The following is a 20,497-nucleotide window of genomic DNA, read 5'->3' as shown; positions in this document are numbered from 1 at the left end:
TCGAGATCAACGCCGTGGCACTCCTATGAGCCGCCGGTTTGATCAACGCATTGCCGACATACTTCAGGCCATTGAGCGATGTCAGCGATACATGCGCTCGCTCACGGACGGGGACGATGCCCAAGCCGACATGGCGTTAGATGCTATAGAACGCAACCTTCAGATCATCGGTGAAGCAACGGTCCACGTCCCGCCTCTTGCCGATGTGCTGCGGCTGCACCTCAACGAGCGGCAACGGTAGAAACACCACTCGTTGTGGCGTCAGTCCGCCAGGAACTCCAGCAGCGAGGCGTTGAACTCGGCGGCGTGACTGGCGTTGAGCCCGTGGGGCGCACCCTCGATCACGGTTGTCCGGCTGTGCTGCACCATCTCGGCGGTGCGCTTACCTGAGCCCTCGAAGGGCACGATGTCGTCCGAGTCACCGTGGATGATCAGCGCCGGGACCTCGATCTTCGGCAGGTCCTCACGGAAGTCGGTGGTTCCGAAAGCTTCCATACAGCCCAGTGCGGCAGTCTGGTCGCTCTGGTGCGCCAACCGGACCGCGTCCTTCCGGGTGTCCTCGCTGACCTTCAGCTCGTCGCCGACAGAGAAGAAACCGGTGGTGAAGCCCTCGAAGAAGTCGTCCCGTCCCGCCTTGAGTCCGTCCTCCATCTCCTGGGCCGCCTCCTCGGTGAGCGGGCCGTCCGGATTGTCGTCGGTCTTCAGCAGGTACGGCGGCACCGCGGCAGCGAAGACGACGCTGCGGATGCGGGAGACGTCACCGACGCTGAAGTAACGGGCGACCTCACCGCCACCCATCGAGAAGCCCACGAGAGTGACGTCTCGCAGGTCCAGGCCGGTCAGCACGTCCTCCAGGTCTCGGGCGAGGGTGTCGTACTCGTAGCCGGAGTCCGGCTTGTCGGACCGTCCGAACCCGCGCCGGTCGTAGGCGACGACCCTGTAACCGTTCTTGCGCAGGACCGACGTCTGCGCCGACCAGGACTCCGCCGAGAGCGGCCACCCGTGGATCAGGACGACGGTGCGTCCCAGGTCCCCCGACTCCCCGCTGTCGTCGACGTGCAGTGTGACCCCGTCGCGTGTGGTGATGGTGCTCATGTCCGTGACCTCCTTGGTGAAGAGTTCGGTTGCCCCACCGAGGGTACTCACCCCGGCGCGCGTGTGCGTCCCGGTCACCCCGTGGCGGTGTCAGTGCGCGTGGTGCGCGTGCGTCCCACCGAGGTGATGCAGCAGACGGTGGACGCGCTCGTCGGTGAGCGCGTAACGCATCATCCGGCCGTCACGAGTGGCAGTGACGACCCCGGCGGTAGTGAGCAGCCGCAACGCCGCGGACGCCGTCGCCGTCTTCACCCCGGCGCGGTCGGCCAGCTCCGACATGCTCAGCGTGCCGGGACCGACGTAGTGCAGAACGGTGAGCAGCCTCAGCCGCGTCGGGTCACCGAGGAGGCGGAAGGTCTCGGACCAGTCGTCGGACAGCTCGCGCATACGGGTGAGGTCGGCGTCGTCCGCCTTCTCGTCTGCGCGCTCGTCCGTCCCGGTCATGCCTCCGTACTGTAGCCGAGTGAAGGCTCGTGTCGGACAGGATGGACGCATCTCATCGTCTCCAGCGATCTGAGCCACCACCCAGGACAGTTTTTCCTTCAGAATCACCCTGTGCGGTGACTCAGATGACATGCGCCCGGCTCCGTGGTCGAACCGCCTACTGACAGAGCTCAGCCCAGAGTTCCGGTTGCTCCTCCCGTCCGTTGAGCCCGCCGCAGACCCCTTCCGCCTGTGCGGCTCGACGGTGTTCCGGAGTGTCACACTCCTGCGTGGTCCGCCACTCGCCGTCGCTGTACAACCCCATGATGCTCAGTCCATTGTCACACTGGACGAGCGTGGGCTCCGCAGACACAGGTTCCTCCACCACCGGTTCCTCCACAGGTTGCTCGGCCGCCGCCGGGGCCGCCACCGAAGACTGCCGATACTCCGTAATGTCATAGGCCACATCCCCGAGGTTGGAGATGCCCGACGACGAGTTGAACGCGAACTGCGGAGTCTGACAGTTGGTCGTCAACATCCAACCGTCCGAGAGCGTCTCACTCGTACTGACCGTGTCCGCGGCGTTGAGCAGCTGCGCGTCAAGCACCACGTCCTCGTTCACCGAGCGGAATGTCACGAGGTACATCGCGACACCGCATCCGTTCATCGTCGCGGGGAAACGTCCGCCACCATCGTCACTCACCGGGGACGGGTCATTGTTCTCAAACACACGCAGCGTTCCCGACCATGACCGGTACACCTCGTAGTCACCCCAGGAATCGACGGCCTCCGGCACCGGTGCCGGATTGACGCTGTCCACGCCCGCCCCTTCGAGGAGGGCAACCGAGTCCACCGCCTCGGCGGACGGTTCACCGGCTGTCTCTTCGGTCACCTCGTCGTCCCGCACCTCCGCCGCCCCCACGGGACCGTCGTCGCCGGACCTCCCCCACAGAAGCCATGCGCCGAAACCCGCTACGGCGAGGACGACGATCACCCCAAGGAGAGCGATGATGGCCCGAGCCTGGCCCCGGGACATGCCCGAAGATTCTTTCTCTGTACCGCTGAACGGATTATTGGTCACTCGGCAAACATACCCCACGGGACATCAGGGGCCGCATGTTTCACCCAGGTAAAACCTTCATTCAAACAGTCGTTTGAACGTGCGAATATAGCGTGCCAGGCAGTAGCGTGATCCTCCGTGACGATCACGGAAGACACGGCATCGCCCCCACCCGGAGCCACCTCAGGCACCAGGCACGGAGACGTCCTGGGCATCCACGCGGCACGCCGCCGCACTGCACTCTGGACGACTGCACTCGTGGTCGTCCTCCTGGTCACCCTCGTCTTCTGCGTGGGTTTCGGATCCGTGTCAGTCTCCCCGCTCGACGCCGCCCGCATCCTCTCCCACCACCTCTTCGGCACCGACCTCGACGTCGGAGGCAGCGGGGACACCAGCGACCTCTCCCGGCACGACGCCGTCATCTGGACGATCCGGGCCCCACGCGCCGTCCTCGGTGCCGCCGTCGGTGCGGGCCTCGCCGTCGCCGGCGTCATCCTGCAGGCCACCGTCCGCAACATCCTCGCCGACCCCTACGTCCTCGGGGTGAACTCCGGCGCCTCTGTCGGGGCCGCCGCCGCGATCCTCACCGGTGTCGGCGCCGGAGCAGCTGCCGGATTCGGGGACTACGCCCTGCAGACCAGCGCCTTCCTCGGTGCGACCGTGGCGTCCTTCGTGGTCTACGGGGTGGCCTGCTCCGGCGGCCGACTCACACCGACCCGCCTGATCATGGCCGGCGTCGCCGTGGGTTACGCACTGTCGGCGCTGACCAGTTTCATGGTCTTCGCCTCGGACTCCGCCGAGTCCTCGCGCTCGGTGATGTTCTGGCTGCTCGGCTCCCTCGGTCTGGCCTCGTGGTCCGGCCCGCTGCTTGCCGTGGTCGTGGTCGTCCTGCTCGTCACCGCGTTCCTGCTCGTCCTGGGTCCGCGGCTGGACGCCCTCACCGCCGGCGACGAGACCGCGCTGACGCTCGGCGTCAACCCCGAACGCCTGCGGATCCTGCTGCTGGTGCTGTCCTGCCTGCTCGTCGGCACCGTCGTCGCCATGGCCGGGTCCATCGGCTTCCTCGGACTCGTCGTCCCCCACCTCGCCCGTCGACTCGTCGGCGGCGCCCACCGGGCGGTCGTCCCCGTCTCCGCACTCCTCGGCGCGATCCTGCTGTGCTGGGCCGACATCGGCTCGCGCACCCTGCTCGCCCCGCAGGAGATCCCCATCGGCATTATCACCGCCATCGTCGGCGCCCCGTTCCTGCTCATCCTGGTCAGGCGCATGCATCAAGGAGTAACGCCATGAAGAAAACCGTCCTCGCGTCCACCGTGGCAGCAGGTCTGACCCTGTCCCTCACCGCCTGTGGCACCGGCGACGACGCCTCGACAGACCAAGCCATCAGCGTCGACAACTGCGGCGACACCGTCACCCTCGACGGCCCGCCGGAGAACGTCACGGTGCTCAAGCCCGCCGCGATCACCACGCTGAGCCGGCTCGGCGTGCTCGACCACGTGACGAACCGCGCCGGCAAGTACCCGGCCGAGTACTACGACGACGCCACCAACGAGGCGCTGGACACCATCCCGTCGATCACTGACAAGACCGACGAGTCCGGCCACCTGCAGATCTCCCGCGAGGAGGTCGTCGCCACCGATCCGGACCTCGTCCTCGGCGAGACCGACACCGTCAACCGCCAGGCCCTGGCCAGCTCGGACATCCCGCTGATCGAGGAACCCGCCTTCTGCGGTTCCATCGACGGCGACGTCACCTGGGACGACGTCTGGGACCAGGTCCGGTTGTACGGCACCGTCTTCGACCGGGAGGACGAGGCCGAGGCCTATGTCGCGGAACTGCAGGAACGGCTCAAGGACGTCGACGGCGGCGACGGCACAGGCGCCGGACGCAGTATCGCCGTGCTCTACCCCACCGTCGGCGGCGGCGTGACCTACGCCTACGGCACCGGCTCCATGGCCGCGCCGGTGGTCGCCGCGTCCGGCGCGGAGAACGTCTACGCCGACCAGTCCCAGCGCGTCTTCGAGGTCACCGCCGAGGACCTCGTGGACCGCAACCCCGACGTGATCCTCGCCCTGTACTCCGACGGCACCGAGAACCAGGTGGTGGACGCCGTCAATCAGATCCCCGGCATCGACCGCACCACCGCCGGGCGCGACCGGAAGATCCTCCCGATGCTGCTCAACTACGCCGAACCGCCGACCCCACTCGCCGTCGACGGGCTCGAGTCACTCGACCGCTACCTGCAGGAGCACCCGTGATCACCGCAGAGAACCTCCACGTCACCGTCGGCGGTACCAGAGCCCTCGCCGGGGTGTCTCTGACCGTCCCGGACACGGGCACCGTGGGGCTCGTCGGGCCGAACGGTTCCGGGAAGACCACGCTACTGCGCACCCTGTACGGCTCCGCCGCACCCACGCAGGGGCGCGTCCTGCTCGACGGCACGGACCTGAGCTCCCTCCGGCGCCGCGACATCGCGCTGGCGGTGGCCGTCGTCGCCCAGGAGCGCGACGCCACGTCGTCGGGCATGCCGATGAGCGTCGCGGACCTGGCGATGCTGGGGCGCCTGCCCCACCAGGGTCTCGGTTCCCAGACGACCGGCCACGACCGTGCGGTCGTCACCGGCGCACTCGACGCCGTCGGCATGACCGACCTCGCCCGCCGTGACCTCGCCGACCTCTCCGGCGGCGAACGTCAGCGTGCATTGATCGCCCGCGCCCTGGCCCAGCAGACCCGGCACATCCTGCTCGACGAACCGACCAACCACCTGGACGTCCGCTACCAGCACGAGATCCTCGAGCTGGTCAGCGGTCTGCCCGGTTCGGCGGTGGTGCTGCACGACCTCAACCTCGCCGCCCGCTACTGCACCCACGTCGTGATGCTGGACCACGGTCACGTGGTCGCCGAGGGCACTCCGGACGAGGTGCTGGTCCCGGCGGTGCTCGAACCGGTGTACCAACGTCCGGTGACCCGGGTCGACGTCGGCGGTGAGATCACCCTGATCTTCCCCCGCACCGGCGACCGGACGGTGACGGTATGACCGCCGTGCTGACGTCGCTCCAGTCACGACTGGACGCCTACTGGTCCGGACGTGCCGCCGACTACCACGCCCACCAGGTCGCCGGGGAGCGTGCGCCACTGGACCGCGCGTTGTGGGCGCAGGTCGTCGGGTCACGGTTGCCGGACGGGGCGGACGGATCGGACGTGCTCGACGTGCTCGACGTGGGCACCGGCTCGGGTTACCTAGCGAACCTGCTGGCAGGACTCGGACACCGGGTGACCGGCATCGACAGTTCGGCCGGGATGATCGCCGTCGCGCGGGCATCGGGAGGGGACGCCCGCTTCAACCTCGGCGACGCCCACTCCCCCGCGTTGCCCGACGCGTCGGTGGACGCCGTCGTGAACCGTTACCTGCTGTGGACGCTGCCGGACCCGGTCACCGCGGCACGTGCGTGGCGCCGGGTGCTGCGCCCCGGCGGAGCCGTCGTGGCCGTTGACGCCACCTGGTTCCCGCACGGCGTGGACCCGGCGATGACGGTGCCGTCCGCCGACGGGGAGGACGCCTTCGCCGCGACCTACTCCCCCTCGACGATGGCGGACCTCCCGCTGGGCACGGCGTCGCACCCGACAGAGTTCGCCCGGATCTTCCGGGAGTCGGGGTTCACCTCCGTGACCGTCGACGAACTACCCCAGGTCGCCGAGCTCGACCGTCGCTTCGGCGTGGCACCCGGCCACGAGTCCCGGCCGCACTTCGTGGTGACGGCGCGGGGGTGACGCCTCCTACCCGATGATCTGCAGCACGCCCTCGGCGATGACGGTCGAGGCCAGGTAGGTCGACACGATCACGACGATGCCGACCGGGATGATCTTCCAGCCGATCTGCCGCAGCAGCGGGATGTCCTTGCCGATGCTGAGGCCGGCGACCGAGAGCATCATGGTGATGACCGCCAGGAAGTCCACGCTCGCGGAGATCTCCAGCAGCCAGGACGCCACCGGCGACGCCGGGACCGTCAGCAGAGTGCCCACCGTGATCACCACGATGATCGCCGGGATCTTCCCCCGGGTCAGCTTCGCCACCCCGATCCCCACCGCGGTCAGCACGCTGATCGCGAGGAAGGTCAGGATCATGTTCCAGGAGAAGGTCCCCGACAGCACCGTGGACACGACCACGCCTGCGGCACTGATGATCGTCAACGACAACCACAACGGCATCTTCACCACGGGGACGTCGGTCACCGCCGCCGCCAGTGCACCCGAGGACGCCAGCACCTTGCCGGCCGTCCCGTCCTGACCCCCGCCCTGGCCGTCGGCCTTCCGGGCCTGGCGTCGGGTGAGGAAACGGTAGAACCGGTCCGCCAGCGGCAGCGCCACCCAGATCCCCAGGTAGACCCCCGCGATCGAGGCGATGAGGTTCGCGGTGGTGCTCAACGCGAGGATCTGGTCGGCGAACTCGGGGTGCGCCGCCGTCACCGACGCCGACCCCGCGGCCATCATCGACCCCGACCCCACACCGGCGCCCATCGCCAGGGCACGCCAGTCGAAGATCCCCAACGACGACGCCAGCGACGCGATGAGGCTGATGATCACCGCACCGAACACCGAACCGAAGATGTACATCGACAGCACGCCCCGGTACTGCTGGGAGTTCGTGCCGAAACGCTCGGTCACCATGGCGAACGCGCCCTCGCGGTCGATCGAGAACGTCGCCCCCACCGTCGCCGTCCCCATGCGCAGCATCACGGCCAGCGGCAGGGCCAGGCAGATCGGGCCGATGATGTTGCCCACCTCCTGCAGCAGCAGGGCAGGGCCGGCGTCCAGCAGGAACGGGATGTTCGGACCCAGGGTGAAGGACAACCGGGCGACGAGCACCAGCACCGCGACACCCATGATCGCGTTCGCCACGTGCTGGAGGTTCACCGGCAGCGGGCGGATCCGCTGGGTGGAGACCGCCACCCCCATCGCCAGCGCCCAGATCATCGGCAGCAGCTGCAGGGAGGCGAAGCCCAGGGAGATCTCCCGGGGCCCGATGATCTGCGCGATCGCCGCGATGACGATGATCAGGCCGCCGAGCAGCCACACACCGTGATCGCGGACCGTGGGACGGATGACTCGGGGCGGGGAGGTGTCGGCTGGTGCCACCGGGGCCTCCACAGGTTTGTTGCTCATGGCAGGGTCTCTTCTCGTGGTGAGTTCACTGATGGCGCGAAAGTACCCGCCCGTGCCGGTGTGAGCTACGTCATGCAGGATATGACTCTTCCCGTCGGCGATCTGCAGGATCTGGCCCGGGAGGGTTACGGCACGGGCACCGTCCTGCCGGTGGCGTCACCGTTGTCGTCGAGGACGTGGCCGAGGTGCTTCAGTGACCGCAGCACCACCGACCGGTCCACGATCCGCACCCCGGGCAGCCGCTCCTCCAGCACCGCCTCCAGGTGGTTGACGTCCATCAGCGACCGCAGCCACGCCGCCATGATCACGTTGTACTCACCGGTGGCGGTGACCACGAGGCGGACCTCGTCGATGCGGCTGAGCAGCGGGCCGACTTTCGCGAGCTTGTCCGCCGAAACCTGCAGGAAGTACCAGACCGACACCGGCCACGGCGTCCTCGCCCGTGCGACGTCGACACGGACGTTGTAGCGGTCCGACGACGTCAGCGCGGCCACGGCCTCCCGCGCCTTCCGCGCGGAGATCCCCGCCGCCGCGGCGATCTCCGCGGTCGACGCCCGCCCGTCCACCGCCAGGGTGTCGAGGACCCCACGACGTTCCTCCGGGGTGAGCCGCGGCATCGTCGCGGTCGACGGACGCACCCGCCGTCCGATCTCGGCGACCTCGTCCTTCGACAGTGCCCGCAGCCTCCACTCCCGGGCGTCGGTGACGATCTGGGACACCAGGTGGGTACGCACCTTCCGGATCCCGTCGAGCCGGCGGACACGGTCCAGCGTCCAGTCGGCGAGCCCCGTGGTCCCCTGTGTCTGCAGGGTGACCATGATGTCCCTCGCACCGGCGGTGAAGTCGATGGTGAAGGCGTTGCGTTCCTCGACGAGCGCGTCGGCGACCTCGAGTGTCTTGTGCGGACGGCACTCGATCTCGATCAGGGCGATCACCGAGTCCGCGTCCCCGCCGTACCCGGTGACGTAGACGACCCCCTCGCGGCGCAGCTGCGCCCACCGTCGTGCCAGCGTCACCGGGTCCGCCCCGACCACCGGCGCCAACGTCGCCCACGGGGCCCGTGGTGCCACCTGGACCGCGTGAATAATGCGCTCATCGAGGGTACTGAGGCCCATTTCCTGCGAACTACGGTTGTTTTCGGTCATTTCTCTGCTCCGCGACCCGGGGTTTCACCTTTGTCACTACCTTAGCCTGCACCAGGGACACACAACCGCCGAGGAGGCCCCCATGCCAGAAACCACCCTCACCACCGACCTCGCCACCGCGACCGACGCCGTCACCGCGCGCATCGACGTCCACCGCGACCGCCTGCTCGAGATCAGCCACACCCTCCACGCGAACCCCGAGCTCGCCTTCCAGGAGCACGCCTCGGCGGACCTGCTCGCCCACGAACTGCGCACCGCCGGCTTCGACGTCACCGTCGGCGTCTACGGCCTGGACACCGCCATCGAGGCGACCTACGGCACCGGAGACTTCGTCGTCACCGTCTGCGCCGAGTACGACGCCCTCCCCGGCATCGGCCACGCCTGCGGCCACAACATCATCGCCACCGCCGGCCTCGGCGCCGCCCTCGGGCTCGCGGAGATCGCCGACACCGCCGGCATCCGCGTCAAGCTCCTCGGCACCCCCGCCGAGGAGCACGGCGGCGGCAAGGTCCTCATGCTGCGCGAAGGCGCGTGGGAGGACGCGACCATCTCCCTCATGGTCCACGGCGGGCAGGACGCAGGCCACGGCAGCGACGCCCGCTGCGGCGACTTCACCAGCCAGGCCGTCGACCGCTTCAAGGTCACCTACACCGGCGTCCCCGCCCACGCCGCCGCCGCGCCGCAGAACGGTGTCAACGCCCTCGACGCCGCCACCGTCGCCCTGACCTCCATCGGTCTGCTGCGCCAGCAGCTCGACAACTCCGTGCGCGTCGCCGGCGTCGTCACCGAGGGCGGCCACGTCACCAACATCATCCCCGAGCACACCGAGATCGACGCCGAGGTCCGTGCCTTCGACATGGACGTCCTCGAGGACGCCAAGCGCCGCGTGATGAACTGCTTCGAGGCCGGTGCCCTGGCCTCCGGCTGCTCCTGGTCGGTCGTGGAGACCGAGCCGCGCTACGCCAGCCTCGTCCAGGACCCGCTGCTCGCCGAGGCGTGGAACACCGCTCTGACCGACCTGGGGCGCGACGTCACCGCGCAGCCGGGCAGCGCCGGCGGCTCCACCGACATGGGCAACGTCTCCCAGGTCGTCCCGTCCATCCACCCGATGATCGCACTCCTCGGGGTCGACGCCCCGCCGCACACCACCGGTTTCGCCGCCGGGGCAGCCACCCCGGCCGGGGACGACGCCGCCGTCGTCTCCGCGAAGGGCCTCGCCCTCGCCGCCGCCACCGTCGCCCTCGACCCCGACGCCCGCGCCGACCTGCTCGCCCGCCAGGCCGCACGTCCCGCCGGAGCCACCACGGTAGAGTCCTGAGCATGTCGTCAACGACGGTGTACGTCTCGGTACTCGACCTGTTCTCCATCGGCATCGGACCGTCCTCGTCCCACACGGTCGGGCCGATGCGTGCCGGCGCGGACTTCGCGGCCCGCGCCGCCGACCTGTCCGGTGTCACCCGGGTCGGCGTCGGACTCCACGGGTCGCTGTCCGCCACCGGACGCGGCCACGGCACCCCGGACGCCGTCGTCGCCGGGCTCCGGGGTGCCGCACCGGAGACCTGCGACCCCGATGACGTCCGCGGCGCCTGGGCCGGGCTGCCGGACCAGCCGGTCGACCTGCTGCTCGACGGACGGACCCCGGTCCAGTTCCACAGGGACGACGTCGTCTTCCACCCCGCCACCCGCGACCTCCGCCACCCGAACACCATGGTGCTGCAGGCCTGGGGCGACAGCGGGGACGCACCCCTCCTGGAGGAGACCTACCTGTCCGTCGGCGGCGGATTCATCGAACGTGTCGGGGACGGGACCGGGACCGAGGCACCGGCCACCGGGGACGGCCCCGGCTTCCGCACCGCCGCGGAACTCCTCGCCCTGTGCACCGACGGCCGCACCGTCGCCGACGTCGCCTGGGCCGCCGAATGTGCCCGACGCCCCGCCGACGACGTCGCCGCCGGCATCGACGCCGTCTGGACGGCGATGCGCACCTGCGTCGACGCCGGACTGCACGCCGACGGCGTCCTTCCCGGACGCCTGCACGTCCGACGCCGCGCCACCGCCATGCGCCGCCGGCTGGAGGACGACCGGACCACCGCCATCGACGAGTGGCTGCACGTCTACGCCCTGGCCGTCAACGAGGAGAACGCCGGTGGCGGACGTGTCGTCACCGCCCCCACCAACGGCGCCGCCGGCATCATCCCCGCCGTCCTGCACTACTGGTGGAAGACCACGCCCGACGCCACCGACGCCGACGTGCGCACCTTCCTGCTCACCGCCGCCGCCGTCGGATCACTGATCAAGGCCAACGCCTCGATCTCCGGGGCCGAGGGCGGCTGCCAGGCGGAGGTCGGCTCGGCCTGTGCCATGGCCGCCGCCGGCTTCTGTGCGGTCCGCGGCGGCACCGCCGCCCAGGTGGAGAACGCCGCCGAGATCGCCGTGGAACACCACCTCGGCCTGACCTGCGACCCCATCGGCGGGCTGGTGCAGATCCCGTGCATCGAACGCAACGCCGTCGCCGCGTCCACCGCCGTCACCGCCGCCCGCCTCGCCCTGGCCGGCGACGGTTCGCACGTCGTCTCCCTCGACGCGGTCATCCAGACGATGCGCGAGACCGGTGCCGACATGAACGACAAGTACAAGGAGACCAGCCGCGGCGGCCTGGCCGTCAACGTGGTGGAGTGCTGAGCGGAACGCCGAATCTGCGACGCGCGGCGTCCCAGAGCGTGCTGACCACGACGAACGCCAGACAGGTGATCCCGAACAGCGGCGCGACGATGCCGTAGACGACCAGCGCCATGACGAGGATCGCAGTGCCGGTGGTGGGGCGGGACCACCGTGGGCGGGGAGGAGCCGCGGCCAGAGGCGTGAACCCGGAGGCGTCGACACGCTTACGTGGGCGACGTTTCCACCACATCGCGTAGCCCCAGCAGATCATGGCGATGATCGCCGCGGCGAGCAGGCCCAGGACGATCTGGTTCGGCAACCCGAACAGGGTTCCCATATGCAGCTGGATCAGCCATGCCGTCGCCTGGGCGGCCAGCGGCATGTCGGAGAAGTTCAGCCGGTCGGTGACGTCACCGGTCGCCCAGTCGATCGCGACGGAGTCGTTCGTCAGACGGTACGGCACGCGGTTCTCGCTCGCGGTCCACGTCTGACCCTCCGCCGTCGGAGGCGTGAGGGTGACCGGTGTGCGCAGCTCCGCCCGGGCGGTCGCGGCGACCCGGTCGATCGCGCCCGCGTTGAGGCCGCTGACCCGGACACCGGTGGCAGCCCCACTTCCACCAGACATGTCGTGTCCGGCGTGGGCGCCGTGCCCGGCATGGGCCCCGCTGGACGATTCGTCGCCCGCGGACGACGGGACCCCCACTGCACCGGGCAATTCGGAGGACACCGACGGTGTTCCCCAGCTGAGGTTCTCCCGCAGTTGCCCGATGTTCGTTCCTGCCACCGACGACCAGGTCAGCCCGGTGACGGTCAGGAAGATCATCCCGACAGCGACAACGGTGCCGGTAGCGCCGTGCCGTCGCATGGTCCGGACGCGGCCGGACCCGCCCGTGCGGAGCATCGAGGACACGGAGCGGTGTCGTTGCCACCACATGACCAGCCCGCCGACGGCGAGCACGCCGAGCCAGCTCGCGGCGGTCTCGGAGTACAACCGGCCGGTGTCACCGAGCCAGGCCATGCGGTGTCCCTCGGACAGCCACTGACGCAGCGGCAGCGAGCCGGAGCTCCCGTACTGAGTGCTGTCCCCGGTGACGTCACCGGTCCAGGGGTCGAGGAAGACCGCCCTCGTGGTTGACTCCGGCAGGTCAGGGTCGTTGAACAGCACGCGGGTGGTCTCATCGTCCCCGCCGATCCGGACCCCGGCGAGTGTGAGGTCCGGGTACTCCGCCTGGGCGGTGGAGACAAGGCCACTGACAGGGAGCCGGTCCGCGTCCGTCGCGCCGTCGGGCGCGGTGGTGGTCAGCATGTCATGGTCCACCACCTCCTCGACGGTCGGGGCGAAGGCGTAGAGGAGGCCGGTGACGGCCGCCACGAGGATCAACGGGGCGCAGAAGACCCCGGCGAAGAAGTGCAGTCGTTTCAGCAGCCGGGAGGACTGCTGGTCGGGCCGGCGGGCGCGTACCCCGGTCGTCCCGCCGGTGTCGGCGGCCTCGGGCCGCGGCGGGAGGGTGTGGTCTGGTGTTGTCGTCGTCACGGTGGAGTAGTCGTGATGTGGGACGTCGAAGTTCCCGGAGGAGCGTAGACGGAGGAGGATGGGGGTGGATGGGGGTGGATGGGGGTGGATGGGGGTGGATGGGGGTGAGGAGAACGGACGCGGTGTGTGGTCTGGGCGACACACGGGAACCGTCGGGCCACAGAATCCGACTACTGGGGTGAAGCGGCGTTGATCCGCGCCGCCGAGTATCTCTGCCCCTTACAACCACACTCCGGGAGTTCCCATGTCTGTGTCTGATTTCCCTGCCGTCCTCTCCACGCGGTCCGCGCGCGCTCTCTCTGCCGCGGCGTTGGCGGCGGTCGTCGCCGTCGGCGTGACGGCGTGCGGCGACGACGGTTCAGCCGGTGACGCAGCGTCCTCCACCGCAGCATCGACCGCGGCGGACGACACGACGGACGGAGCCGCCGAGGCGGCGGAGGGGGCTGTCACGCTGGAGGACGGCTACGTCGGTGCGAAGGATGCCGACACCTCGATGACCGCAGTGTTCGGTGAACTGACCAACCACACCGACGAGGACATCCACCTCACCCGGGTGGCCGGTGACCTGCCGGCCGTCTACCAGTACCACGAGGTGGTGGACGGGGTGATGCGGGAGACCGACGACGGACTGGTGATTCCCGCGAACGGTAGTGTGCAGATGGAGCCCGGTGGGCACCACATCATGATCATGGAGAACAACGACGACATCGCCGCCGGCGACGTCCTCACCCTCACGCTCACCGCGGATGACGGCACCACCTACGAGCTGAAGGACGTCCCGGTGCGTGTGCAGCAGTCCGGCCACGAGGACTACGCACCGGGCGAGATGGACGGCATGGACATGGGAGAGATGGGCGACATGGATCACAGCGAAGATGGGGACCATGCCGGGCACTGATCGCACCGGCCGGACGGCACCACACGGATTCTCTCGGCGCAGTTTCCTCGGCGGCCTCGGGTTCTTCGGCGCCTCTGCGGCGGTAGGGGCCACCGTGGCCTGTGGTTCAGACGATCCCGGACAGGCGGAGACCTCGGACGCCCACACCTCGGCCGGTGCCGTCGTCCCGTTCGACGGCGACCACCAGGCCGGAGTGGCGACGCCCTCACAGGCGCACAACACCACCGTGGCGTTCTCTCTGCGAGATGGCGTCCGTCGGCGCGAGGTCGAACGGTTGCTCCGGATCTGGACAGGGGACGCCCGACGGCTGTGTTCGGGAGACCCGGTTCTCGCGGACCTGGAACCGGAGTTGGCGGTCAGTCCAGCCAGCCTCACGGTGACCTGCGGTTTTGGTCTGGGTCTCTACACCACCGCCGGGATCGTCGACAGGGCCCCCTCCTGGCTGAACCCGCTACCCCACTTCCCCGGTGACCGGCTGGATGACCGTTGGGGTGACCGTGATCTCGTCCTGCAGATCTGTGGCGACGACCGCACCACGGTTTCCCACGCATTGCGGGTGCTCGTCCGGGGTGGCGCCGACTACGCTCGCCCGTCCTGGTCGCAGACAGGTTTCCTCGACCTTCCGGTGGCGCAGGACGGATCGCGTGGCACACCACGCAACCTCTTCGGCTTCAAGGACGGTACCGTCAACCCTCGCACGGATACCGAGCTGGACTCCCAGGTGTGGGGTGACGACGGTGGTACCTGCATGATCGTGCGCCGAGTCGCGTTCGACATGCCCCTGTGGGAGTCTGTGGACCGTGTCACCCGGGAGACCGCAATGGGGCGCACGATCACGGAGGGTGGCCCTTTGAGTGGAGGCGACGAGTTCGCGCCTGTCGACCCCGCCAAACTCGGCGATGACGGCCTCCCCCTCATGGACGCGCACTCGCACGTCGCCCTGGCAACCGCGGAGGGGCGCGAGGACGCACAGCGAATGCTGCGGCGCGCCTACAACTACGACCTCCCCGTCACAGCCGACGGCGCCGACGATCTACTTGACGCTGACCTGATCACTTTGTCAGATTCGGGCATGATCTTCACCTGTTTCCAGCGTGACCCGGAGACCGCGTTCATCCCGGTGCAGAAGCGTCTGGCCGACGGCGACCGGCTGAACGAGTGGATCACCCACGTCGGCTCGGCCGTGTTCCACGTTCCGGGCGGCACCTCCGGGGACAGCTACTGGGGTGAGGACCTGCTGGGGTAGCTGTTCCTGGTGTGGGTTACCAGAACCGGGATCCCGTGGCAGTGGCAGTAGGATTGTGTCACCCACCCTCGCGGCACAAGCCGTAGGTGGGTGGAATGCCGCGGGATGCTGAACCCCTGACGACTCACATCAGGAAGATGAAGCACACCACCGTGGCGATGATCATCGCCGCCATGAACAGCAACGTCACCACGTCCGCGGTGGAGGAACCGGGGATCTCCGGCTGCTGAGCCTGGTCAGGATGGTCAACCTGGTCGACATCTGTTGCCTCGCCAGCCGCCTCCGTGGCCTCTGGTTCTGTATTCATCACGCCACCAATCCGACGAACTCGTAGACGAGCGTCCCGATGAGGATCAGGAACACGACCGCCATGAACCATGTGTACATCCACTTGCCCGGGTGGTCGGTGCGCCAGAAACGACGCATGCTCACCGTCCCGTTGACCAGTGCCAGCAGGCACAGCGTGATGTTCAGCGGAGTCGCGACCATCCCGGCGACGCTGACGACCGGGATCAGGATCGGCACCAGCAGGTAGGTGATCGTGCACCGCACGGCGGAGAACACGATCGCCCAACGGAACGCGCGGTGGGCGCCGGCCACCGCCTCCATGTCGATCCGGTCGACCTGTCTGACCCGGAGCAACCGGAGCATGAACCGGTCGGCGCGTGACACCGGCTTCGCCGGCCCGGCGGTCTCCGCCGACTGCTCCGGTACCGACCGGGTGTCTTCGACCCCGGCTGCCGGAGCATGGCTGATTGTGGACATGGACCCAGGTTAGCCTCTTGGTTCGCCCGGGTCATATCAGACCGTCCTCAGTACGGGGCCGGCCACGTGGCCGTTGCGTAACCTCACGCCGTCTGTCCCGGCTATCCTCAGATGCGGACCGCACGACCTCCGCCAGACACACCCGACAGAAAGCAGCAGACGACTTGGGACGCCACCACGCCCCCTCGCCCACCCGGCAGAAGAAGGACGCACCGCCCCCGTCGGCGTCCGACCCGCTCGCCGCCGCAGCGCAGCACGGGCACAGCCACGCCCACAGCCACGGCCCGTCCGACGACCGGCCGCTGGCGGAACGCATGCACCCGCGCAACCTCGACCCGCGCCGGATCACCTGGACGTTGCCGAGGTCGATCCTGTTCGTCGCCCTGGTCGCCGGGTTCGTCGCCACGGCCGCGGCAGTGGTCCTGCAGTGGCCGCAGGGTGAGCCGGAGACCGGCGACAGTTTCCACCAGACGTCCGGCCTCGCCCAGGAGGTCTCGTCCGGCACCGTCGCCCTGGAAACCTCCGGAGCCTGCAACTCCCCGGCGATCGGACGCTCCTTCGACACCGCGCCGCCCACGGGTCACCCCAGCGCCGCCGGCGGTGGAGACGCAACCTGCCCCCAGGTCATCGTGGACATCACCTCCGGACCGGAGGAAGGGAAGCGCACACTGCTCGCGGTGACCGACTCCGACGGCTCACCCGAGCTCCCCGTCGGCCAGGACATCCTGATGACCACCGGCACCTCCGAGGACGGCGGCCGGACCTACGGTTTCCAGGACTACGAACGCACCACGCCGGTGTGGGTGTGGCTGCTGCTGACCCTCGTGGCGATCGTCGTGGTCGGTGCGTGGCGCGGATTCCGGTCCATCCTCGGGCTCGCGGTCACACTCGGGATCTTCGGGGTGTTCCTGCTGCCTGCCCTGGCACGCGGTGGCGACCCGGTACTGCTGGCGGTCACGGCATGTTCCGCTGTGCTGTACCTGGCACTGTTCCTGGTTCACGGAATGAACTGGAAGACGGCGTCCTCCCTCGGCGGCACCCTGGCGGCGATGCTGGTGGGCACCGCGCTGGCGTGGCTGGCGATCGACACCAACCAGCTGCGCGGCCTCGCCGACGAGAACAACATGCAGATCATGCTGTACCTCCCCGGCCTGTCGATCAGCGGGCTGCTGCTGGCCGGATTCATCATCGGCACCCTCGGCGTGCTCAACGACGTGACCGTGGCCCAGGCCTCGACCATCGCCGAGCTGCGCCAACTCGACCCCACCGCGTCGAACCTGCGCCTCTTCGGCACGGCGATGCGGGTCGGCCGCGACCACCTGGCCTCCACCGTGTACACCCTGGTGCTGTCCTACGCCGGCGCTGCACTGCCACTGCTGGTACTGCTCAGCGTGTCCGGCCGGGACATCGGACACATCCTGACCTCGGACATCATGGCCACCGAGATCCTCCGCTCGGCGACGGGTTCCCTGGCATTGGTCGCCGCCGTGCCGTTGACCACGGCCATCGCCGCGGTCACGACCTCGTCGGTGTGGCGACAGAAGACACAGTAGCGGGCCCGTACATTCCCCTGCGTGCCGTTCCGGCAACGCGTGTTGCCGCAGGCACGGCAGGACAGCATGATCGGTGGCATGAGAGCACACGACATCATCATCATCGGCGGCGGTGCGGCGGGACTCAGCGCCGCCGAACTCCTGGGACGCTCCCGTCGCGACGTCCTCGTCATCGACTCCGCCGCACCCCGCAACCGCTTCGCCCCGCACATGCACGGCGTCCTCGGCCACGACGGCCTGCCTCCGCTGGACCTCCTGGACAAGGGCCGCACCGAACTCGACACCTACGGCGTCACCGTCACCACCGGCAGCATCGAGTCCGTCACCGAGGTCGTCCGCGGCCTCAAGGTCACCCTCGCCGACGGCACCGTCGAGCACGCCCGCGCCGTCCTCGTCGCCAGCGGCATCGACGACATCCTCCCCGACATCCCGGGGCTCGCCGAGCACTGGGGCGACACTGTGTTCCAGTGCCCCTACTGCCACGGCTGGGAGCACCGCGACCAGCGCATCGGTGTGCTGGCGTCGTCCCCGATGCTCTTCCAGTACGCCCAGCTCGTCCGGAACTGGACCGAGGACCTCACCGTCTTCGTCACCGGCACCGACGTCGCCGAGCAGCTGGACGACGCCACGCGCCAGCGCTTCGACGCCCGCGGCATCACCGTCGTGACCTCCCCGGTCGCCGAGATCGTCGCCACGGACGGGACGCTCACCGGCGTGCGCACCGAGGACGGCGCCGTCCACGCGATCGACGCGATCGGGCTGCACCCGCAGGCCCGTCCGCGCGACGGTTTCCTCGCCCCGCTGGGCCTCGACCGCGCCGATGTCCCGGGCATCGGCTCCTTCCTGGCGGTCGACGCCTTCGGGCAGACCAGCCATCCGCGCGTGTGGGCGACCGGCAACGTCATCGATCCGCGCCTGAATGTTCCCGCGTCCATGGGACAGGCGTCGATGACCGCGGGCATGCTCAACACCACCCTGGTCACCGAGGACACCGACAACGCGGTACACGCGCTCACCGCGCCGACGTCGCATGACGCGTGGCCCGAGGTCGCCGACGACGGCTTCTGGGAGACGACCTACGCCCAGGCCCCGCCGCGCTGGTCGGGACGCCCGAACCCGTCGCTGGTGCGCGTGCTCACCGAGGAGCTCGGCGACTCCCACGGCCGGGCTGCGGACATCGGCTGCGGTGAGGGTGCCGACGCCATCTGGCTCGCGCGGCAGGGCTGGGACACCCTCGGCGTCGAGGTGTCCGCCACCGCCGCACGACGCTCACGGGAGGCCGCGGCCGCCGCCGGTGTCGACGGCGTGCGCTTCACCGACACCGGTGTGCGGGGGATCGCGGACGGGGAGAGCTTCGACCTGGTCACCGCCAGCTACCTGCACGCCCCGTCGCAGGACCGTCGTTCCTCGCTGCTGCTCACCGCCGGCGAACTCGTCGCCCCCGGCGGCCACCTGTTCATCCTGTCCCACGTCATGCCGGACGCCGGCCCCGAGGAGTCCGGCGCCGTCGACGCCCTCGGTTTCGACGTGGATGCCTGGGAAATCGTCCTGGACGAGACCGTGGACCGCACCGTCATCGGTGTCGACGGCCAGCTCGGGGGGCACCCGGACCGCGTCGTCCTGCTACGGCGGCGGTAGGGAGAGCCCTGACAGCACGGGATCGCCTGCTACGGTGACTCCCAGACACTGACCCGCCTACCCCTTGGACACCACGTGAAAACCATACAGTTCACGACGTTGCAGTTCGGCACCGTTGAAATCTACTCAGACTGGGGCGGTTCTTTCCTGCGGGTCCATCAACCGGACGGGTCTCGACTGCAGTGGACAGCACCGGACGCACACACGGATATACCCCTGCAGCAGGGGCGTCTCACCTGGACAAGGGACGAAAAGCTCTCGCTGAGCAAACGTATCCTCCAGCGGGCCGAGGCGGAACTGAACGCGTCGTATCCGGGTGGCTACGCCGCGGCCGTCGCCGACCTCCGCGACTGGCTGCTAGCCGAAGGGCCCGTCTGACTCACTGTTAAATGTGGCCAGAGAACTGACCTCTTAGGGGAACTACCTGCTGTTATGGTTATTTCAGAGGAGGGTCTGACGGCGATAGATTGAGGAACCTTTACAAAATCCCATCAGAGCATGCTACTGTCCAAACCATGATGTTTAAGAGAAGAAAGTTTGCAGTAGCTGTAGCGCTTACAGTTTCCGCGTCGGCAATCCCAGCCGCCGTAGGACAGCCCGATTCACACCTTGAAGTCCCCCAGTCGCCATCAAGCAACGAGATCCAGGTTGTAGAGCCTGGCGAGTCATTCGAAATCCCCTTGGATGCCCCCTCCAGCGAGGGAATCTCGCCACAACTTGGGGTCGGGTCATGTGCGGGAACGATAGATGGCCCGAAGCTAAAAAAAAATGAGAGAATCTACTACGGAATCAATGTATCCTGCAGCGGGTCCGGCTTCCTCCCACTAAGAGCGAAAGCTACCCTGCAAGAGCAGCATCTCGGTGCAATTTACCAGAATGTCGCAGACACCGGAGTCGTTCCCCTCACCGGGGGCGGGTACGGGTACGCAGGAAGCGACGTAGGTTGCGGGACATCGACTGGTCACAACTATAGGGTGTCCGCGGAAATCTGGGCTGGCGATCACTATGGTTCCGCTCGCTCGCAGAATATCTTCCTGAAGTGCAATGTTTGATCAGCCGACAAGAGCAACAAATGCCGCCGGAATGAACTGCAAAAGATACACGACGTTAGTATTCGGTGATGTGGAGATCTACTCCGACAGCACCGGATCATTCCTGCGTATTTCCAGAGACGGAAACCGCACCAGTCCGGAGTACCTCGGTGTCCAGACAGATTCCTGCATGGAAAATGGGCGTCTCGTATGGAACAGGGAAACGAAACTGGAGATAAGTGAGCACTTCCTCCAGCGGGCTGAGGACGCTCTGGAATCCTCTTA

General features: G+C 68.4%; 21 protein-coding genes. 13 read left to right on the top strand and 8 right to left on the bottom strand.

The window, feature by feature from the left end:
- Positions 1–25: 25 nt before the first annotated feature.
- Positions 26–241: a HepT-like ribonuclease domain-containing protein gene (locus PQI66_RS13420; RefSeq protein WP_339999031.1), complete on the top strand. Its 216-nt coding sequence runs from the start codon at positions 26–28 to the stop codon at positions 239–241.
- A 20-nt stretch (positions 242–261) separates the two neighbouring features.
- On the opposite strand, the gene PQI66_RS13415 is transcribed toward PQI66_RS13420, so the two are convergent.
- From PQI66_RS13415 to PQI66_RS13405, 3 genes are all read right to left on the bottom strand, one after another.
- Positions 262–1,095, bottom strand: a complete 834-nt coding sequence (locus tag PQI66_RS13415) for an alpha/beta fold hydrolase (RefSeq protein WP_339999030.1) — start codon at positions 1,093–1,095, stop codon at positions 262–264.
- Between the two features lie 90 nt (positions 1,096–1,185).
- A complete protein-coding gene (locus PQI66_RS13410) occupies positions 1,186–1,482 on the bottom strand; it encodes an ArsR/SmtB family transcription factor (RefSeq protein ID WP_339999179.1) in 297 nt (98 codons plus the stop codon).
- A gap of 214 nt (positions 1,483–1,696) precedes the next feature.
- Positions 1,697–2,554, bottom strand: coding sequence for a hypothetical protein (locus tag PQI66_RS13405; protein ID WP_339999029.1), 858 nt, complete (start codon positions 2,552–2,554; stop codon positions 1,697–1,699).
- A gap of 231 nt (positions 2,555–2,785) precedes the next feature.
- Here PQI66_RS13405 and PQI66_RS13400 point away from each other — a divergent pair, with 231 nt between their 5' ends.
- From PQI66_RS13400 to PQI66_RS13385, 4 genes are read left to right on the top strand one after another with little or no spacing between them, the layout of a single operon-like run.
- Entirely contained in the window at positions 2,786–3,868 is a 1,083-nt protein-coding gene (locus tag PQI66_RS13400; RefSeq protein ID WP_339999178.1) for a FecCD family ABC transporter permease, read from the top strand.
- On the top strand, positions 3,865–4,836 hold the full coding sequence (locus tag PQI66_RS13395) for an ABC transporter substrate-binding protein (protein ID WP_339999028.1): 972 nt from the start codon (positions 3,865–3,867) through the stop codon (positions 4,834–4,836). The genes PQI66_RS13400 and PQI66_RS13395 overlap by 4 nt, the downstream gene beginning before the upstream one ends.
- Positions 4,833–5,615, top strand: coding sequence for an ABC transporter ATP-binding protein (locus tag PQI66_RS13390; protein WP_339999027.1), 783 nt, complete (start codon positions 4,833–4,835; stop codon positions 5,613–5,615). Before PQI66_RS13395 ends, PQI66_RS13390 begins: the two co-directional genes overlap by 4 nt.
- On the top strand, positions 5,612–6,349 hold the full coding sequence (locus PQI66_RS13385) for a methyltransferase domain-containing protein (protein WP_339999026.1): 738 nt from the start codon (positions 5,612–5,614) through the stop codon (positions 6,347–6,349). The genes PQI66_RS13390 and PQI66_RS13385 overlap by 4 nt, the downstream gene beginning before the upstream one ends.
- Positions 6,350–6,355: 6 nt before the next feature.
- On the opposite strand, the gene PQI66_RS13380 is transcribed toward PQI66_RS13385, so the two are convergent.
- On the bottom strand, positions 6,356–7,741 hold the full coding sequence (locus PQI66_RS13380) for a DUF3100 domain-containing protein (protein WP_339999025.1): 1,386 nt from the start codon (positions 7,739–7,741) through the stop codon (positions 6,356–6,358).
- A 125-nt stretch (positions 7,742–7,866) separates the two neighbouring features.
- Positions 7,867–8,886 (bottom strand): Lrp/AsnC family transcriptional regulator, encoded by a 1,020-nt coding sequence (locus tag PQI66_RS13375; RefSeq protein WP_339999024.1) that lies wholly within the window; start codon positions 8,884–8,886, stop codon positions 7,867–7,869.
- Between the two features lie 82 nt (positions 8,887–8,968).
- Between PQI66_RS13375 and PQI66_RS13370 the strand changes: the two genes are divergently transcribed.
- Both PQI66_RS13370 and PQI66_RS13365 read left to right on the top strand, forming a co-directional pair.
- Complete coding sequence (locus tag PQI66_RS13370) at positions 8,969–10,204, top strand: M20 family metallopeptidase (protein WP_339999023.1); 1,236 nt, start codon at positions 8,969–8,971, stop codon at positions 10,202–10,204.
- A 2-nt stretch (positions 10,205–10,206) separates the two neighbouring features.
- Complete coding sequence (locus PQI66_RS13365; protein ID WP_339999022.1) at positions 10,207–11,568, top strand: L-serine ammonia-lyase; 1,362 nt, start codon at positions 10,207–10,209, stop codon at positions 11,566–11,568.
- On the opposite strand, the gene PQI66_RS13360 is transcribed toward PQI66_RS13365, so the two are convergent.
- A complete protein-coding gene (locus PQI66_RS13360) occupies positions 11,549–13,081 on the bottom strand; it encodes a PepSY-associated TM helix domain-containing protein (protein ID WP_339999021.1) in 1,533 nt (510 codons plus the stop codon). The genes PQI66_RS13365 and PQI66_RS13360 overlap by 20 nt on opposite strands.
- A gap of 244 nt (positions 13,082–13,325) precedes the next feature.
- On the opposite strand from PQI66_RS13360, the gene PQI66_RS13355 reads away from it, so the two are divergent.
- Positions 13,326–13,979: a copper chaperone PCu(A)C gene (locus PQI66_RS13355; RefSeq protein ID WP_339999020.1), complete on the top strand. Its 654-nt coding sequence runs from the start codon at positions 13,326–13,328 to the stop codon at positions 13,977–13,979.
- A complete protein-coding gene (locus tag PQI66_RS13350; RefSeq protein ID WP_339999019.1) occupies positions 13,966–15,225 on the top strand; it encodes a Dyp-type peroxidase in 1,260 nt (419 codons plus the stop codon). The genes PQI66_RS13355 and PQI66_RS13350 overlap by 14 nt, the downstream gene beginning before the upstream one ends.
- A 124-nt stretch (positions 15,226–15,349) precedes the next feature.
- Here PQI66_RS13350 and PQI66_RS13345 read toward each other — a convergent pair whose 3' ends face one another.
- Both PQI66_RS13345 and PQI66_RS13340 read right to left on the bottom strand, forming a co-directional pair.
- Entirely contained in the window at positions 15,350–15,532 is a 183-nt protein-coding gene (locus PQI66_RS13345; protein WP_339999018.1) for a hypothetical protein, read from the bottom strand.
- Entirely contained in the window at positions 15,532–15,990 is a 459-nt protein-coding gene (locus PQI66_RS13340) for a hypothetical protein (RefSeq protein WP_339999017.1), read from the bottom strand. The genes PQI66_RS13345 and PQI66_RS13340 overlap by 1 nt, the downstream gene beginning before the upstream one ends.
- A 164-nt stretch (positions 15,991–16,154) precedes the next feature.
- Between PQI66_RS13340 and PQI66_RS13335 the strand changes: the two genes are divergently transcribed.
- From PQI66_RS13335 to PQI66_RS13320, 4 genes are all read left to right on the top strand, one after another.
- Positions 16,155–17,543 (top strand): YibE/F family protein, encoded by a 1,389-nt coding sequence (locus PQI66_RS13335; protein ID WP_339999016.1) that lies wholly within the window; start codon positions 16,155–16,157, stop codon positions 17,541–17,543.
- A 78-nt stretch (positions 17,544–17,621) separates the two neighbouring features.
- On the top strand, positions 17,622–19,181 hold the full coding sequence (locus PQI66_RS13330) for an SAM-dependent methyltransferase (RefSeq protein WP_339999015.1): 1,560 nt from the start codon (positions 17,622–17,624) through the stop codon (positions 19,179–19,181).
- 75 nt (positions 19,182–19,256) lie between these two features.
- The gene (locus tag PQI66_RS13325) at positions 19,257–19,559 is read left to right on the top strand and encodes a hypothetical protein (protein ID WP_339999014.1); all 303 of its coding nucleotides are present in this window, start codon (positions 19,257–19,259) and stop codon (positions 19,557–19,559) included.
- Positions 19,560–19,696: 137 nt separating this feature from the next.
- Entirely contained in the window at positions 19,697–20,233 is a 537-nt protein-coding gene (locus tag PQI66_RS13320) for a hypothetical protein (protein ID WP_339999013.1), read from the top strand.
- Positions 20,234–20,497: the final 264 nt, after the last annotated feature.

Origin of the sequence: Corynebacterium sp. USCH3, assembly GCF_037619475.1 — a bacterium.
Classification (GTDB): Bacteria; Actinomycetota; Actinomycetes; order Mycobacteriales; family Mycobacteriaceae; genus Corynebacterium.
The sequence above is the reverse complement of the archived record's forward strand: the minus strand, read 5'-3'. Positions and strand labels throughout refer to the sequence as shown.